Source organism: Pannus brasiliensis CCIBt3594, from assembly GCF_036688125.1.
In the GTDB taxonomy this organism is placed as follows: domain Bacteria; phylum Cyanobacteriota; class Cyanobacteriia; order Cyanobacteriales; family Microcystaceae; genus Pannus; species Pannus brasiliensis.
On the sequence record NZ_JBAFSM010000016.1, the window covers coordinates 61,253 to 77,449 of the forward strand.

The following is a 16,197-nucleotide window of genomic DNA, read 5'->3' on the forward strand; positions in this document are numbered from 1 at the left end:
TGTAGCTCGCGATCTAGAGTTAGAGAACGCTAGAAAGTCGATCGGCGGACACGATCCGGTAGGATAAGCCGCTCTCGTGTAATCCGGCCTCGATCGAACCCGTACCGTTGACCGCGATCAGTTCGGGAACGCTCGATCGACCGCCGTAAGCCTTAATCCACTCGATCTCTAGCGCGAACGATCCGGGAGAAAAACGGGGATTCAACGCTCCATCATACTCGAATTTACTCTGCATTAACTGAAGGGAAAACACCCGATCGGCGCGGAAGGGTTGACCGTCGCGGACGGTTTTCGCCCGAACCACGGGGATTAACTCGGAGAAGGGAACCCGGATCGTTGCCGAAATTCGATCGAGCGTATCGAAAGAGTAACAATACCCTACCCCGTCCCACCGTCCCTCGCGACGGGCGATAAATTTGTAGCGTTTGCCGTCCCCGGTGACGCGTAACTCGATCCCCTCGTAATCGGATAGATCCAGCGGTGGCGAGAAATCGCGAGTCCGTACCGAGGCGAATCCCCCGTTATTCTCCGTCGAAACGTACCCGGTAAACAGCGCCCGATCGCCGGTCAAACGGATATTACTCTCGCTCACCCCTCCCATCACCACGTCGTCGATCGCCCCCCAGATCTCGCGGATATCGCTCGTGGGGTTCCGGAAGTCAAAAAGTGTTTTTTCACGGGCGATAGAGGCATTTTTCAGCCAGTTGACGACCTCCGCGAGCGTCATTCCCTCCCCGAAATAAATTACCCGATCGACCCCCGCGAGCGTTTCCGGCGATCGGGTCGTCACTAGATCGACCTCTTCCCCGAGAATCGGTCTCGCTGTCTCGATATCGTCCACGAGAGCGATAATCCGGCAATTTTCTTTCTGGAGTTGTTCGAGCGCCCGTCGCCCCACCTCTCCCGTCGCCCCGATCGCTAGAATAGTTTTCATCGGTAAACGCACTTTTCTGTCTTCCTGGATTCCGATTAATTTTTGTAAACAACCCCAGAGGGGAATCGAGTCATAATAATCCAAAGTTTGCCAAAAACGTTTAATATCCCAATTTGTCTTCGTCGAGTCTGTCATAGTTCTTTCCCTCCGAATGCTTCGATTCTAACGGGAAAAGCCGCCGGGAGGCGGGAGGCGGGAGGCGGGAGAATCTTAAAACTAGCCTTTTCCCTTTCCCCCTTCCCCTTTTCCCAAAAAACTTCCCCATCCCGCCATCCCCTCACGTTCTGTACTTGCCTCCCATCAGCGTGTAGGATAGGTTCATGGGAAAAATCGCCCCTTCCCGTACCCGTTCGAGCGTCGAAAAAGAATTAAAAATCACCCTCGATGAGCAGATCGACTTCTGTTTTAACAGAACTATTACAGTTCCTCCCTCAATGGCGATCGCAGATGTATTTCAAGGCATCCTTGACGGCGCTATCCCACGCGATGGAGGATCGGGTTCTAGCGGAAGACGCTCGCCCCTTGGTGATCGCCAGTTTCCAGCGCGAGCGTTTTTACCGTCAGGAAGCCCATCGGTATCGTCGGATCGCCTCCAAAAGCGATCAGGTGTACGTTCTGGCCGCTCCCGAAACGGAGTTTAAAAACGGTTCCGACGTTCACGAGACGATCGCCTTCGAGCCGTCCGACGGGTTAGCCGGGGAGTGGCATCTAGTGATTATCGGTCGCGATCACGCGAGTTGTTTGATCTGTCGTGAGCGAACCCATCCAGAAAAAACCGATGAAAACGGGATTTCGTTGGATAATAACCGCCGTTTCGAGGGAATTTGGACATCCGATCGATTGGTCAGCCAACAAGCGGCGACGATCCTGCTCGATCGAATTCTCGAATACCGACCGGAATTGAGCGGGAAGATCGATCGGGCGAAACAAGCTTACCTCGATCGGGGATCGTCCCCCCTCGATACCCTCCCCCAACACGAACCCGATCCCTTCGTCCAGCGTCTCGTCACCTATCTACAGGCGGGACAGTATAAATTACTCAAAGCCAATCGTTCCCTCGCGTCGAAAGAACACAAAGAAAGACTGATCAACTCCGTAACCGCCTCGATCCGGCGCAGTCTCGATCCCGATGAAATCCTTCAGGTCGCGGTGCGGAAATTGGGGGAAGGATTGGGGGTGTGTCGGTGCGTGGTGTACCGTTGTGGTGAGTCCTCGATCGCCGCGACGATCGAACACGAATTTATTAACGCCGGCATCGGTTCGGTCAAGGGAAGAACCTGGCCGCTCAAAGAGAATCCCCTATTTCAAGAAGTTCTCGAATTGCGGGAATCGCTATCGATCGACGACACGTTTCACGATCCGAGAATTCCCGAGGATTCCCTCAAAAATCTCGTCCGTCAATGCTCGATTTTCTCGTGGTTATTGGTGCCGATCCTCTATCAGAGCCGCCTTTTGGGGATGGTGGAACTGCATCACTGCGGGCCGACTCCCTCGATCTGGAAAAGCGAGGATGTCGCGCTCGTGGACGCGGTGGCGACACAGATCGGGGTGGCGCTCATCCAGGCGGAAGCCTACGCGAATTTACAGGAACTGAACGAACAATTGGAAGCGCTCGATCGAACCCGTTCCAATCTCGTCGCGATTACCGGCCACGAACTCCGTACCCCGCTCTCGACGATTCAAGTCTGTTTGGAATGTCTGGTTTCCGAGCCGGATATGGCCCCGGAAATGCGGCAGATCATGCTCGATACCGCGCTGAAAGACGCGGAACGGATGCGGAAATTGATTCAAGATTTTCTCACGCTTTCCAGGTTAGAAAGCGGTCGGGTAAATTGGAACCCGGAACCGCTTTCGTTATCGGAATGCGTGGAGTTAGCGATCAGTCACACTCGATCGCGCGAGAGTTCCGGCGAACATCCCTCGATCGAGAATCTGGTGCCGGAAAAACTTCCTTTCGTGTTAGCCGATGGGGAATGGTTGGTCGAGGTTTTATCGAAACTACTCGACAACGCGTGTAAGTTTACCGGTGTCGAGGGAAAAGTATCGATCGAGGTGGAACCGGGGACGGAGAAAAATTTAAAAGTCACGGTGGCGGATACCGGACGGGGAATCGAACCGAACCGACTGGAAACGGTGTTCGATCGATTTTATCAAGAGGAAGGCGCGTTACGTCGGAGCGCGGGGGGGACGGGGTTAGGATTGGCTATCTGTCGGCAGATCGTCACCGGTTGGGGTGGCGAGATCTGGGCCGAATCCGCGGGGAAAAATCGGGGCAGTCAATTTCATTTTACGATCCCGATCGCCGACGGTTCGATCGTCCCCGCGCCGGAAGATAACGGTAAGATCGCGAAGACCAAATCTACCCGACGCGCCGGAAATCGTAAAAAATAATCTCGGACTCTCGTGTACAATAAAAAAATGATTCTTGCCATCTCTTAATTTCCCGCTTTCGAGTGACATTGGGTTTGGATGCTCGCTTAATCTATTGCCATTAGTGTAAAAATTATCTTATGCAGATCGAAAAACGGTTGAAAAATTATTACAAACGCTGGAATATTATTTTTGAAGAAGAAGAGAGCTTTTTGAGATTCAAAAATAGATTGATTTCTATTTTGGATAGGATTGTCGGTGAATATCTAACCAAAAACCCGAGCGTCGATAGAAAGTTTATCGAGATAGTCAATTATGAAAGGGCTAACAAGCCAAATGTAAAAAAATCCAGAATAATATCGGAAAAAGTCCCAGCAACATTAGACAGGATAGTAGCACTACCAAACAGGATAGATAATGTGTTGGGATATAAAACTATTACACGTGAAACAGAAAAAGGATTCGGAGACACAAAAGTATATCAATCTATTGATAGTAGCAAAAATGCCCACGAACTAGCCCTTAACTTACAAATTCTCTTTTGGGCATTGGAGGAAAAGCACGAAGAAATAAACGATTCAATTTCAAAATTAATTACAGAAATCAGAAAAATATCTATTCTCTCGCCCAATGTTGGTTTTGAAATTCATCAGAAAGGCGGGCAAGTGATTATTTATCCTTGTGGCGATCCATTTTTAGATGATGCGGTTATTAACTGTACTCTTTCGGGTCTTGAAAGTTATCCAAAAGCCGCAAAGCCTTTTGAAGAGGCACTAAAAATATATCAAAGTGGCGAGATAAGTCAATACAGAAATCTACTTGATAATTTACGATTTTCTCTTGAACAACTTTTACGAAGTATTCTAAAAAACAAAAGGAATCTAGAAAATCAAAAAGATGAGCTTTTATCGTGGATTGGTAAAAAAGGATTACACGATAACATTTGTAATTTATACGAAAAACTATTAAGTTCGTATCAGAATTATCAAAATAACGCCGTCAAACATTACGAAGCCTTCTCTCCAGATGAAGTAGAGTTCATGATTTATTTAACAGGTATTTTTATTCGTCTCCTACTTCTGCTTGCAAGATCCTCAAACGATTCACCCGAGTGAAGCCAGTAGCTCGAATTCTCGGATTCCGCTTATTAACTTCAAATCGGCAAGGTAAATCTATTTCAGATTATCTAGATATATTGCCCTGTTAGCTATTGCGAACCCGACGAAAAAATACGGATGAGATTCAAGCCATAGCCGTACATCTTTAGTTCAGCGATCGAATGTTCTCTTAGAAGGAAGTTAGGGATTTTCAGATAAATTACCGTGAATATAACGTTTGAAAACCCGATTCACATTATCGATCGACAGGAGAAATATCATGGCAGATACGAGTAAACGCGGTTTCGCGTCGATGGACGAGGACAAACAACGCGAGATCGCCAGTAAAGGCGGTAAAGCGGCTCACGAAAAAGGTACCGCCCACGAGTTCACCCCGGAAGAAGCCCGCGAGGCCGGACGCAAAGGCGGGGAAGCCGTTAGCCGCGATCGCGAACACATGGCCGAAATCGGTCGCGAGGGTGGTAAGAAGTCCCATAAACGCGACAACGAGCAAGAGGAGGACACGGGCGAAGAAAGAAACGAGGGCAAAACCCGGGGCGGAACTAGCGAACAACACGCGGAAGCGGGTCGCCAAAGCCATAAAAATAAATAGTAGCGGGGAAAGTCGGGGGATCGTATCGAAAAATCGCCCCCGATCGATCTCGCCTATCCCGTTTCTCTAGCAATTCCACCGGCCCCTTCCACTCGCGAGGGGGGCCGGTATCGTTTTCGGGGTTCGCGCGATCGAGATAAGAGGGGAATCGTCAATCACGATGTAGGATTCCCTTCTTATCTGTCTACTTATACTTGAAAAATGACAAATATTCTTTTTTGTCGCTAATTACAGATGATTTTCACGAGCGGCAAACGAAACGTTAATTTTTTTTGTAAATGTATAGAAAACGACAGACGGGAGTTACAAAACGTTAAACAATGTAAACAGCTTGAAAACGGTTGGCGACCTTAATTCACCGCCGGCGTTTAGTAAGCGGTTATAAATAATTTACCGATCAATAAAGAGCGCCGCGGGGATTTATCCACCCGCGGCGCGTTGTTTCGAGGAAAATTCGCGCTAGAAAAACCAGCCGTAGGAGTGTAACCCCTTACCGAGAAGGTTCACGCCGAGATAGCAGACCCAGACGACGACGAAACCGCCGGCCGCGAGGATCGCGGGTTTGCGTCCCTGCCAGCCGCGGGTGATCCGGGCGTGTAAATAGGCCGCGAACACCAACCAGGTAATTAACGCCCAGGTTTCTTTGGGGTCCCAACTCCAGTAGGAACCCCAAGCCTCGTTCGCCCAAACCGCCCCGGCGATAATCCCGATAGTCAACAGGGGAAAACCTAGCCCGATCACGCGATAGCTAATGTTATCGAGGGTATCCGCTAAACTCAGACGTTGGGGGGAGAGGGTGGCGACGGTGGTGAAAGACGGGGATAATACCGCCGTCCCGCCTTGGTTAGTTTCGGCGAGGATCGGTTCGGAAACCTCGCGGGAAACGGGTTTTTGGAGACGGTAGCCGCCCGTACCGACGGAACTGCCCTTTAACTCGATATCCTGTCCGCGGGTGACGACGAGAAAAGCGATCGCCACCAGCGAACCGACCATCAGCGTCGCGTAACTGAGCATCATCACGCTGACGTGCATCATTAACCAGTTGGATTTTAAAGCGGGAACGAGCGGCGCGGAAGTTTGCATTTCCGCGGGGAGGGTTAGCGCCGCGAACGCGGTGATCCCCATCGCCACCGGGGTCGTCACCACGCCCACCAAACGGCTCCGGCTGGTGTATTCGGCGATCAGGTGAACCGCGGTCACTCCCCAGGCGAGGAAGAACAGGGATTCGTAGAGGTTGCTGATCGGGAAATAACCGGCTTCCAACCAGCGCGCCCCCAGTAACGTCGCGATGCAGAGATTGGCGATCGCCACTCCCGTCGTTCCCAGAGTCGAGAGGAGGGGAACACTCGGGAAAGCGGCTCCCGCCCAATAAACCAGCATGGTTAAAAATAAAACCAAAAACGAGGTGTTATCGAGAAAGTTTTCGAGGCTTACTAAATTCATGGGCTAATTCTGGATTTCTGACGGTTTTTCTCGCTTTTTAGCGTTTTGATTCGGGATTTCTCTCGATCGGGAAGAAAGATTCGATCGGAAACCAACAGGGTACAAGCCGGACGTTAGGGGAAAAGTTTTCGCCAAGGGTAGGTGCGCTTCGGCCGAAGCGCCTCTACATTCCCTCCAAAAACCCACCTCCTGCCTCCTGACTCCTGACTCCTGACTCCTGTACGGGCGACTTCTCTCTATCGTAGCCTCTCCGGACGATCGCTCATCGATCGAGACGGGAAATTGTTAGGATGTACGATGTACTTTTCGCCGTGAATGCCGCGATCGCTCCTCCGAACTATGGCTGATGACCCTAAATTTTCTTGGTCCCGTCTTCCCCGCGCCGGTAAATTCGCCCTTGTTCTCGCGGGAGCGGCGTTTTTAGGCTATCTCTTCATTCCCCGTTCCTCGGAATTATCCAATATCCCGATCGAACCCTACAGCGAGTTTCTGGCCAAAGTCGATCGCGGGGAGGTCGCGCGGGTTAGGATCGGCACGCAATATATTTTCTACCAGATCAAATCCCCCCTGGAATCCCTGTCTAACCCCGATCCCTCGGCAACCGATCCCTCGGAAAATCCCCTATCGATCGCCCCGGACGCGGGAAATCCCTTTCACTCCGGTTCGCCCGCGCTCTCTCCCCAACAGCCCCCCGCCTCCACCAGTCGGTTTCTAGCGACGATTCCCGTCGATAACCCAGAATTAGCGAGTATCCTGCAAAAAAAAGGCGTTACCTTCGAGGCGATTCCCGTAGCGCAGAATAGTTGGTTCACCACGCTTCTCGCCTGGATCGTTCCCCCTCTCGTCCTCGTCGCCGCCATGCAGTTTTTCCTCTATCGCAACGATGACACCCGACAATCGCTACTTTTCAATAAAAACCGCGCCCGCGTGTACGGGGAAGGCGAGAAATACCCGATCACGTTCAGCGATGTGGCCGGGGCCGAGGAAGCGAAAACCGAATTAAAAGAGATCGTCGAATTTCTCAAAGATGCCGAGCGTTTTAATAAAATCGGCGCGAGAATTCCCAAGGGAGTCCTGTTAGTCGGGCCGCCGGGGACGGGAAAAACCCTGCTCGCAAAAGCGGTCGCGGGAGAGGCCGGGGTGACTTTCTTCAGTATTTCCGCCTCGGAATTCGTGGAACTGTTCGTCGGGACGGGCGCGGCGCGGGTGCGCGATCTGTTCGCCCAGGCCAAGAAAAACGCCCCCAGTATTATTTTTATCGATGAACTGGACGCGATCGGGAAGTCGAGAAGTTCGGGATCGGGAATGAGCGGCGGTAATGACGAGCGCGAGCAGACTTTAAACCAACTTCTCACGGAAATGGACGGTTTTAGCGCGAAAGAGGCCGTGGTGATCGTTCTCGCCGCGACCAACCGCCCGGAAACCCTCGATGCGGCCCTGTTGCGTCCCGGACGGTTCGATCGCCAGGTGTTGGTCGATCGCCCGGATCTGGCGGGACGGCTGGAAATCCTGAAAATTTACGGCGAGAGGGTGCGATTAGGGGAAGACGTGGATTTGAAATCGATCGCCACGCAAACGCCCGGATTCGCGGGCGCGGATCTGGCCAACCTCGTCAACGAGGCCGCGTTACTGGCCGCGCGCGAGGGACGGGAAAGCGTCTCGCAAAAAGACATTAAGGAGGCGATCGAGCGGGTGATCGCCGGACTGGAGAAGAAAAGCCGGGTTTTGAACGAGAAAGAGAAAAAAGTGGTCGCCTATCACGAGGTCGGTCACGCGCTGATCGGAGCGGTTCAGCCCGGAGGGGGACGGGTGGAAAAAATCTCGATCGTTCCTCGGGGTTTATCCGCGCTGGGATACACGCTGAAAATGCCCACCGAAGACCGTTTCCTGATGACGGAACGGGAGTTCACCGAACAGATCACCATGCTGTTAGGGGGACGCGCCGCGGAGGAATTAGTTTTCGGTAGTGTCACCAACGGCGCTTCCGACGATTTACAACGGGCGACGGATATCGCGGAGAGAATGGTGACGCTATACGGTATGAGCGCGAGCCTCGGCCCTCTGGCCTACGAGAAAGCGGGAGGAACGAATTTTCTCGGGAATGGTAGTCCTAGTCCGCGGCGAGCGATCGGGGCGGAAACGGCGAAAGCGATCGACGAGGAAGTCAAACAGATCGTGGAGGCGAGTTACGCGAAAGCGTTGGCGATTCTCAACTACAATCGCGATCTATTGGAAGAAATCACCGCGAATCTTTTAAAAACGGAGGTGATCGAGGGCGAGGAGTTACAGGCGCTCCTGAATCGGGCGAACGCGCTTCCTTCCTAGGGGAGATTCCGGGCGCGAAAATCTCGATCGGGTCGCGGGGTCGATCGGTTCGGTTCGCGCCGGAAATGCCGGACACGCTCCACGCCCGCTAATCCGACGATTCGCCGGGGACTGAAATCTGTACAATGGACGATAGCGCGTTTCTACCGACCACGCGTGATAGCAGGAACAATGACGCAAAGTACGCCGCCAGAACTTATCGAGAAATTAGAAACAGGAATACCGGGCTTCGATTTTCTCTCCGAGGGAGGATTACCGAAAGGGCGAGCGACACTAATAGCGGGAACGGCGGGAAGCGCGAAAACGGTATTCGCCTGTCAATTTCTCGCGGAAGGGATAAAAAAGGGAGAGAATGGCGTTTTTGTCACCTTCGAGGAACCCCCCGTCGCCCTCCGGAAAAATATGCGCGGTTTCGGTTGGGATATCCGTCAATGGGAGGAGGATCGGAAATGGGCTTTTGTCGATGCCTCCCCGCAACCGGAAGAAAAGCCGATGGTGACGGGAGAGTACGATCTCGGCGCGTTAATCGCCCGGATCGAGTTCGCCATCCGCAAAAACAACGCGAAACGGGTTTCGATGGACTCGTTAGGCGCGATTTTCAGCCATCTCTCCGATAGCGCGCAGGTGAGAAGCGACCTATTCCGTTTAGCCTCGGCCCTGCGGGAGTTAGAAGTCACCGCCATTATGACGGCGGAGCGAACGCAGGAGTACGGGGATATCAGCCGCTACGGGGTCGAGGAATTCGTGGCCGATAACGTGGTCATCCTGCGAAATGTTCTAGCGGATGAGAAGCGACGCAGAACGATCGAGATTTTAAAATATCGCGGCACCGATCACCAGAAAGGGGAATATCCCTTCACGATTATTCCCAACAAGGGCGCGGTGATCATTCCCCTCTCGGCGATCGAACTGGAACAGAAATCCTCGAATATCCGGATCACGTCGGGAAGCGCGGAACTCGATCGGATGTGCGGGGGAGGATTTTTCCGCGATTCGATTATTCTCGTCTCCGGGGCGACCGGTACGGGAAAAACGCTGATGGTGACGGAATTTATGGAAGGAGGCGTGAAAAACAACGAGAGATGTCTGATTTTCGCCTTCGAGGAAAGTCGCGAGCAGTTATTTAGAAACGCGACCGGGTGGGGGGTAGATTACGATCGCATGGAGAAAGAGGGGAAATTAAAAGTCGTCTGCCGTTACCCGGAAACCACGGGGTTAGAAAATCACCTGATCATGATGAAGGAGATCATCGAGGAGTTCAAACCCAACCGCGTCGCCGTCGATAGTTTATCCGCGCTGGAAAGGGTTTCCACTCTCAAAGGTTTCCGCGAGTTTATTATCGGCCTGACCTCGTTTATTAAACAGCAAGAGGTGGGGGGATTATTTACCTCCACGACCCCGACTTTATTGGGGGGATCTTCGATCACCGAGGCGCATATTTCCACGATCACCGATTCGATTATCCTTCTCCGGTACGTGGAAATGTACGGCGAGATGCGCCGGGGGATCACGGTGTTGAAAATGCGCGGTTCGATGCACGATAAGGATATCCGGGAGTTCTCGATCGATAACCGGGGAATGCACATCGGCAAACCCTTCCGCAACGTCACCGGCATCCTCGCGGGAACCCCCATGTACACCGCGCAGAACGAGGTGGAACGGTTAAGCGGATTGTTCGAGGAAGGAGCGTGAGGGAGAGAATCGCCGAATCTTTAGTGTTCAAAGAATTCGGTAGAAGAAACACCCACTTCTTAACTCCTACCTCCTGCCTCCGCTGACTCCCGCGGGATAACATCCCTATCTCGCGAGAGAACGGTATTTTGAATATCTCTTTCCGATGTTAGAACGAAAGGCCGCGCGAAGTGTTTAGGCTTGAAACAGGATTGGAAAAGGAGAAGAGTTATGGCTAAAGCGACCCCGATCGATGTACAGAAACACCTCCGAGGGCTAGATTATCCCGCGAATAAAGAAGCTATCCTACAACACGCGCGAGAACAGGGCGCGGACGGGGAACTGATGTCTTTACTCGAACGATTGCCCGATCGAGACTACGAAAGACCGACCGATATTAGCCACGAGATCGGCCGATTAGAATAGTTTCCGGGGAAAATATATGACGGATAATAAAGATCAACGAGTAGACGATCGCCCGATCGACGCGCGACACGATTATTTAGATTCTCAACGTCCCCCTCTCCCCGACAATCCCCGAGAGTTAGTCGAGAATCCGATGGTCGCCCCGCAAATGCCGGAAAACGCGCCCGAAGACCTGCGAGGGGATTTATTTAAAGATCGCGAATAAACGAATGTAAGGGTGGCGATAAACCACCCTTTTTCAGCGCGTTTTTAGCGAGGCGATCGAGAGAACCTTTAAGAGCCGGACATGGCTCCGGTTGGATTTCCCGTGATCTCTTCGGGTTTCGGTTCCCACTGACCGTTAGCATTTCGCACGTACATATTTCGGAGAGAGTTAAAACCGACCTGTCTCGCGTCCTCTTCGTTTAACCCGTCCGACATCGCGCTCCGGTACGCGGCGACAAAAATCCGTCTCGCTCCTTCCGGCATCGAGTCTTTTAAGTCCGCCGGTAAGTCTTCGATCGTTTCATACGGCATTCTCTTTCCCTCCAGATTACAGACTGTATTATTTATCAAACCGGAGAACTTCGAGAACGGTCATCTTTCTAGAGATACGATCGAGCTATTTCTTCGGAGAGAAAATTATATTTTTGTTTGTCGTAATTAGAAGTCGTAATCTTTAGCGTTCGATCTGTCGGGGGAAATCGGGAACGATCGAAGATCTCTGTAATTCTCCCCGTCGATCGAAAAATTTAATTTCCCCGTTTTCGGTGCATAACCAAACCTCGATCGCGCCCGCTTCTAAATATAAATTTTTCTTCTCTTCCATTTCCTCGATACGGTTACTGGCGGATTTTACTTCCACGCAGATTTCGGGAGCGATCGAGGCGGCACTTTCCTCTTCAATTCGAGCGAATCTTTCCGAAGAACACCAGACCACATCGGCCACTTTCACCCCGTCAGTAGTTTCGATCGCGCATTCCGGCATGACCTCGCCCGTTTTTAACAACGATTCTAGTAAACGTTGAATTCTTCCCTGATAGAAAGAGTGTTTGATTTTTACGGGACTCATTACCAGTTGACCCCATTTATTGAGTTCGATTTTAAAGGGGAGATCTTGTAAGCGAGGATTCGCGAGGACTTCTTCCCATTTCATAGCTTTTTTTTTCGGACGGTTACTTTTATTATAATCGTTATTTTAGAGAGGCGATCGAATTTCTCGATCGGGGTTCGATCGGTCCGCGAGATCGTCGGAAAATCACGCCCCCTTACCGGAAAGCATTGCTAGAGGTTATCAGCTTAAAACCCTCTCCCATTTATCTAGGGTCGCTGGTGAATCAAGAACGATCGCCGTGCTTTCCGTTTCCTAAGTTAACTTCGTCCCGCAATTTTTACAGAAATTCGCGTCGGTGTCGTGGCTGGATAAACCGCATTTCGGGCAGGGATTCTCGATACGGGAGTTCGATCGAAGTAATTGTTTCGTCAGATCGCTAATCTGGAGCGGGATTAACACCACTCCGGTTAAAATCATCAGAACCGTGACGAATTTTCCCCCGTCCGATAACGGGATCACGTCCCCGAATCCTACCGTGGTCATCGTCACCACCGCGAAGTAAAACGCGTCGAAAAATGTTCGGTAAACTTCCGGGTTCACGGGATGCTCTATCTGATAAATCAAGCCCGCGTAGACGAAAATAATCGAGAATAAGGTGAGTAAAATTCTCGTGAAAACCAGTTGATCCGCGGTCTTGACCTGAAAGATAGAACCGCGGGAACCGAAAAAGCGGATGATTCGGAGAATTCTAAACCAGCGAAAGATCCGAAAGTATCGAATATCGAAAATACCGAAAAATAACGGTAAGATCGAGAGCAGATCGATGATCGAGAAAATGTTAAAAATAAATTTTATTTTCGACTCGGCGCACCAAAATCGGATACAATATTCGAGGGTAAAAAGTGTTAAAATCCCTAGATCGAGTTGACGGAACCAAAACTGTAGGGTTTCGGGTAAAGGATAGGTTTGGGCGACGTAAATTCCCAGGGAAACGAGAATCAATCCGAGAATAACCAGATTGACCGTCAGACCGATCGAGGTCGTCACGTCCTCTAAATAGAAAGCGACCCTCGATCGAAATTCCCTCACGGCAGTTCTACCGAGGTGGGTTTCGCGATGTGCGGCAGTCCCCAACCCAATTTTTCCCGCAGGATACGGAAAAATTCCGGCGGTTGTAGACGGATAAAACGGACGGTGTAGCGGGATTTCTCGATATGAATCCGATCGTCCGACACGATATACGCGCCCCCGTTGCCATCGACCACCATCACCATCTCGTTATCCGTGGCCGGGAAAATATTCACCGTTTCCCGATCGGAAAACACGAGCGATCGAGAGGCGAGAGAATGGGGACAGATAGGGGCTAACTGTAAAACGGGAATATCCGGGGTTAACACCGGGCCGCCCGCGCTGAGAGCGTAAGCCGTCGATCCGGTGGGAGTCGAAAGGATCACCCCGTCGGCGGCGATATCCACCGGCGCGTGATGACCGATCTGGATCTCGAAATGACACATACTCGTCAACGGTTCGCGGTGAACGACCACCTCGTTGAGCGATAATGCCTCCCAGATTAACGCGTTCTCCCGATATAGGCTGACCGTGAGCGTGGAACGACATTCAAAGCTGTATTCGCCCAGTAAAACCTGTTCTAAGGCGGAATGGAGTTGATTTAGATAAATTTCGGTCAAAAAGCCCATGTGACCGGTATTGATGGCCAGCAGGGGAATATCGAGGGGGGCCAACTGACGCGCCGCCGAAAGTACCGTCCCGTCCCCACCGAGAATGAGCGCGAAACTCAAACCCGTATCGAATCCGGGCGGGATCAACTGTTCGATCGGCGTGAAGCAGACGGGACGGCCGGGACGGGAGTGACCGAGTAAGCCACCGTTGCCGGTCGCCATAATCACTTCCCAGCCCCCGCTTAATAATTGTTCCTGGATCTGATAGGCGGTTTTACAAGCGATCGGCTTGATGTCGTTGTAGATAATGCCGATTTTGGGCATCGATCGAGGTTCCTATGGCGGTTTCACGCTTTCTTTTTGAAGGGAGTCTTTTTCTTCTTCTGAGCTTTTTGCTTCTCGAAGTCGATCTCTTTTAGCTTCTTGAGAATGCGGCTGAAGTATTCCTGTAGATAGGATTCTAAGGTAGTTGTTTCCCCCGGATCAAGGCCGAACACCCGATAAACTTCCGCCATATCCGCGGTTAGGGGTTTCCCGCTGACGACTACCTCCGCGAACGCGAGTCGATCGGAGATATTGTACGTCCACTGAAAGAAACGGGTTATTTTTCGGGTAGTACGCAGTAATCCGATCGGTAAACGCCAAATCTTCGCTTCTTTCCCCGATAGGCTCTCGCATAATTCGATAATTTCTTCCGCTTTCCAGGCTTTCGGCCCGACGACGGGATAGGTCTGACGGCCCGTTTCGGGAACTTCTAGGGCGCGAACGGCGAATTTGGCGATATCCTGGGTATCCATATAGGCGATCGGCGTGCTTTCCCCGGTGATCCACACCGCCTGATTATCGAGGATGGGAATGGCGTATTGACCGATTATCCCCTGCATAAAGCCAGAAGGACGGAGAATCGTGTAATTTAATCCCGATTCCGCTAGAAATCTCTCGGTACAGGATTTAATCTCCATTAACGGCACGTCGGGATATTGTTCCGCGTTGAGGATCGAGAAGAAGATAAAGCGATCGACCCCCGCGGTTTTCGCCGCTTGAATTAAATTAACTTTTCCTTGCCAATCTACCTGTTTTATGCTAAGAGAATCCGTCGCCCGCGCCGTGGACGCGTCGATCACCGCGTCCACCCCTTCTAAGGCAGAGGCGATCGTGCTTTTATCTAGCAGGGTTCCCCCGACCAATTCCGCGCCCCATTCTTTCAAAAAAGCCGCTTTCCGTTGACCGCGCACTAAACAGCGTACCTGATGTCCTTTATCGAGAGCGTGACGCGCGATCTGTCGCCCTAGCGTACCCGTCGCACCGACAATCAATATTTTCATCTATAAGAATTTGTTACAAATTTTAACGTTTCTCTAAGATAGTAGCAAAAAGCGGTTCACCGGGTCACGAGCGCCGGGAAAGAATTTTCGGGTGGTGTGTCGGGTGTCGGGAGATGGGGGAGAAATAAGCGATCTAAATTCCCTCATCTCCTGCCTCCTGCCTCCTGCCTTCTCTTAACTATTTCAAGGGGAAAATTTCTAAGCGTCCCTCGTTGCCGTCCAGTTCCGCGGGGGTTCCTACCGGTAAAGCGAGGTTTTCGCCGTCGTGGCCGAAGGATAAGCCGGAAACGATCGGGAGTTGTAAATCTCCCAAGCGATCTTTTAATACCTCTTCCACGGTCTGGCTATCGCTACCGATCGGCGGTTCGCAACGGCTGAACCGTCCCAGCGCGATCCCTTTTACTTTTTGGAAAACTCCGCTGGCGCGCCACTGGGTTAACATTCGATCGATCCGGTAGGGCGCTTCCGTCACGTCTTCCAGCGCCAGAATCACCCCGTCTAACTCCGGCTGTACCGGTGTCCCTAATAAATGGGTGGCGACGGTTAAATTCGCCGGTAACAAGCGTCCCGAGACTTTTCCCCCTCCCCATCCTTCCCCGGTTAAGGGTTCGATTTCCCCACCCTCGACGAGAGAGAACAGTCGATCGAGCGATCGGGCGCTTTCCTCCGCTACAGTGGTTAATACGGCCCCGTGAACTCCCGTGATTCCCTGCCGCGCGAGACTCCAGAGAATCCCCGTCACGTCGGAAAAACCGATGATCCATTTCGGTCGATCGATTTCCGGCCAAGTCCAATCTTCTAACAACCGCGCGCTACCGTAGCCGCCCCGCGCGCAGAGAATCGCCTTACAATCGGGATCTAGCCACGCGTCCCGTAAACCCTGACGACGTTCCGCATCGGTTCCCGCGAGATACCCGTGACGGCGATCGAAATTTTGCCCGAACTCTACACTATAACCCCTCGATCGCCAGATCTCCACCCCTCGATCGAACGCGTCAAACTCTTTCAGCGCGCCGCTAGTAGCCACGACACGTACTAAATCACCGGATTGTAAAAATGGCGGAATCATCATAATTGGAGGCAGGAGGCAGGAGGCAGGAGGCAGGAGGCAGGAGGCAGGAGGCAGGAGACAGGAGACAGGAGACAGGAGACAGGAGACAGGAGGAAAATACTTACAAGTTTCTCACCCGTCCTAGCTTATTCCTGTACCGCTATCAATTAAAGCAAACGATCGCCTTTCTAATCCCCCCACCTCCTCACTCCCCATCGATCGGTTAAGAT

Annotated in this window: 16 protein-coding genes; 8 read left to right on the forward strand and 8 right to left on the reverse strand. The window is 51.8% G+C overall.

Annotated elements, in window-relative coordinates; all coding sequences use genetic code 11:
* Positions 1-19: 19 nt before the first annotated feature.
* Positions 20-1,069, reverse strand: a complete 1,050-nt coding sequence (locus tag V0288_RS10390) for a CIA30 family protein (RefSeq protein ID WP_332865018.1) — start codon at positions 1,067-1,069, stop codon at positions 20-22.
* A gap of 249 nt (positions 1,070-1,318) precedes the next feature.
* Here V0288_RS10390 and V0288_RS10395 point away from each other — a divergent pair, with 249 nt between their 5' ends.
* The 3 genes from V0288_RS10395 to V0288_RS10405 all read left to right on the forward strand — a co-directional run bounded on the left by V0288_RS10395 (position 1,319) and on the right by V0288_RS10405 (position 5,014).
* A complete protein-coding gene (locus V0288_RS10395) occupies positions 1,319-3,325 on the forward strand; it encodes a DICT sensory domain-containing protein (protein WP_332865019.1) in 2,007 nt (668 codons plus the stop codon).
* Positions 3,326-3,444: 119 nt separating this feature from the next.
* On the forward strand, positions 3,445-4,419 hold the full coding sequence (locus V0288_RS10400) for a hypothetical protein (RefSeq protein ID WP_332865020.1): 975 nt from the start codon (positions 3,445-3,447) through the stop codon (positions 4,417-4,419).
* Positions 4,420-4,681: 262 nt separating this feature from the next.
* Positions 4,682-5,014, forward strand: a complete 333-nt coding sequence (locus tag V0288_RS10405; RefSeq protein WP_332865021.1) for a KGG domain-containing protein — start codon at positions 4,682-4,684, stop codon at positions 5,012-5,014.
* Positions 5,015-5,473: 459 nt separating this feature from the next.
* Here the strand turns inward: V0288_RS10405 and ccsB are convergent, their stop codons facing one another.
* Positions 5,474-6,457, reverse strand: a complete 984-nt coding sequence (ccsB, locus tag V0288_RS10410; protein WP_332865022.1) for a c-type cytochrome biogenesis protein CcsB — start codon at positions 6,455-6,457, stop codon at positions 5,474-5,476.
* Between the two features lie 339 nt (positions 6,458-6,796).
* On the opposite strand from ccsB, the gene ftsH reads away from it, so the two are divergent.
* The 4 genes from ftsH (at position 6,797) to V0288_RS10430 (ending at position 11,084) form a co-directional block, all read left to right on the forward strand.
* Complete coding sequence (ftsH, locus tag V0288_RS10415; RefSeq protein WP_332865023.1) at positions 6,797-8,782, forward strand: ATP-dependent zinc metalloprotease FtsH; 1,986 nt, start codon at positions 6,797-6,799, stop codon at positions 8,780-8,782.
* 171 nt (positions 8,783-8,953) lie between these two features.
* On the forward strand, positions 8,954-10,474 hold the full coding sequence (gene kaiC, locus V0288_RS10420; RefSeq protein ID WP_332865024.1) for a circadian clock protein KaiC: 1,521 nt from the start codon (positions 8,954-8,956) through the stop codon (positions 10,472-10,474).
* 210 nt (positions 10,475-10,684) lie between these two features.
* Positions 10,685-10,879, forward strand: coding sequence for a DUF2795 domain-containing protein (locus V0288_RS10425; protein ID WP_332865025.1), 195 nt, complete (start codon positions 10,685-10,687; stop codon positions 10,877-10,879).
* A gap of 16 nt (positions 10,880-10,895) precedes the next feature.
* Entirely contained in the window at positions 10,896-11,084 is a 189-nt protein-coding gene (locus V0288_RS10430) for a hypothetical protein (RefSeq protein WP_332865026.1), read from the forward strand.
* 68 nt (positions 11,085-11,152) lie between these two features.
* Here V0288_RS10430 and V0288_RS10435 read toward each other — a convergent pair whose 3' ends face one another.
* The 6 genes from V0288_RS10435 to V0288_RS10460 form a co-directional block, all read right to left on the reverse strand.
* The gene (locus tag V0288_RS10435) at positions 11,153-11,395 is read right to left on the reverse strand and encodes a ChaB family protein (RefSeq protein WP_332865027.1); all 243 of its coding nucleotides are present in this window, start codon (positions 11,393-11,395) and stop codon (positions 11,153-11,155) included.
* 142 nt (positions 11,396-11,537) lie between these two features.
* Positions 11,538-12,014, reverse strand: coding sequence for a Uma2 family endonuclease (locus V0288_RS10440; RefSeq protein ID WP_332865028.1), 477 nt, complete (start codon positions 12,012-12,014; stop codon positions 11,538-11,540).
* Positions 12,015-12,224: 210 nt separating this feature from the next.
* Complete coding sequence (locus V0288_RS10445; protein WP_332865029.1) at positions 12,225-13,001, reverse strand: ion transporter; 777 nt, start codon at positions 12,999-13,001, stop codon at positions 12,225-12,227.
* Entirely contained in the window at positions 12,998-13,915 is a 918-nt protein-coding gene (locus V0288_RS10450) for an NAD(+) kinase (RefSeq protein WP_332865030.1), read from the reverse strand. Before V0288_RS10450 ends, V0288_RS10445 begins: the two co-directional genes overlap by 4 nt.
* Before the next feature lie 23 nt (positions 13,916-13,938).
* Complete coding sequence (locus V0288_RS10455) at positions 13,939-14,916, reverse strand: SDR family oxidoreductase (protein ID WP_332865031.1); 978 nt, start codon at positions 14,914-14,916, stop codon at positions 13,939-13,941.
* A 178-nt stretch (positions 14,917-15,094) separates the two neighbouring features.
* On the reverse strand, positions 15,095-15,988 hold the full coding sequence (locus V0288_RS10460; RefSeq protein ID WP_332865032.1) for a S66 peptidase family protein: 894 nt from the start codon (positions 15,986-15,988) through the stop codon (positions 15,095-15,097).
* 2 nt (positions 15,989-15,990) lie between these two features.
* On the opposite strand from V0288_RS10460, the gene V0288_RS10465 reads away from it, so the two are divergent.
* Positions 15,991-16,194, forward strand: coding sequence for a hypothetical protein (locus V0288_RS10465; protein ID WP_332865033.1), 204 nt, complete (start codon positions 15,991-15,993; stop codon positions 16,192-16,194).
* Positions 16,195-16,197: the final 3 nt, after the last annotated feature.

Excerpts from the sequence above, each read along its gene's own strand:
- V0288_RS10390 (WP_332865018.1), bottom strand. The coding sequence starts at position 1,069 with ATGACAGACTCGACGAAGACAAATTGGGATATTAAACGTTTTTGGCAA.
- V0288_RS10395 (WP_332865019.1), top strand. The coding sequence starts at position 1,319 with ATGAGCAGATCGACTTCTGTTTTAACAGAACTATTACAGTTCCTCCCT.
- V0288_RS10400 (WP_332865020.1), top strand. The coding sequence starts at position 3,445 with ATGCAGATCGAAAAACGGTTGAAAAATTATTACAAACGCTGGAATATT.
- V0288_RS10405 (WP_332865021.1), top strand. The coding sequence starts at position 4,682 with ATGGCAGATACGAGTAAACGCGGTTTCGCGTCGATGGACGAGGACAAA.
- ccsB (WP_332865022.1), bottom strand. The coding sequence starts at position 6,457 with ATGAATTTAGTAAGCCTCGAAAACTTTCTCGATAACACCTCGTTTTTG.
- ftsH (WP_332865023.1), top strand. The coding sequence starts at position 6,797 with ATGGCTGATGACCCTAAATTTTCTTGGTCCCGTCTTCCCCGCGCCGGT.
- kaiC (WP_332865024.1), top strand. The coding sequence starts at position 8,954 with ATGACGCAAAGTACGCCGCCAGAACTTATCGAGAAATTAGAAACAGGA.
- V0288_RS10425 (WP_332865025.1), top strand. The coding sequence starts at position 10,685 with ATGGCTAAAGCGACCCCGATCGATGTACAGAAACACCTCCGAGGGCTA.
- V0288_RS10430 (WP_332865026.1), top strand. The coding sequence starts at position 10,896 with ATGACGGATAATAAAGATCAACGAGTAGACGATCGCCCGATCGACGCG.
- V0288_RS10435 (WP_332865027.1), bottom strand. The coding sequence starts at position 11,395 with ATGCCGTATGAAACGATCGAAGACTTACCGGCGGACTTAAAAGACTCG.
- V0288_RS10440 (WP_332865028.1), bottom strand. The coding sequence starts at position 12,014 with ATGAAATGGGAAGAAGTCCTCGCGAATCCTCGCTTACAAGATCTCCCC.
- V0288_RS10450 (WP_332865030.1), bottom strand. The coding sequence starts at position 13,915 with ATGCCCAAAATCGGCATTATCTACAACGACATCAAGCCGATCGCTTGT.
- V0288_RS10455 (WP_332865031.1), bottom strand. The coding sequence starts at position 14,916 with ATGAAAATATTGATTGTCGGTGCGACGGGTACGCTAGGGCGACAGATC.
- V0288_RS10460 (WP_332865032.1), bottom strand. The coding sequence starts at position 15,988 with ATGATGATTCCGCCATTTTTACAATCCGGTGATTTAGTACGTGTCGTG.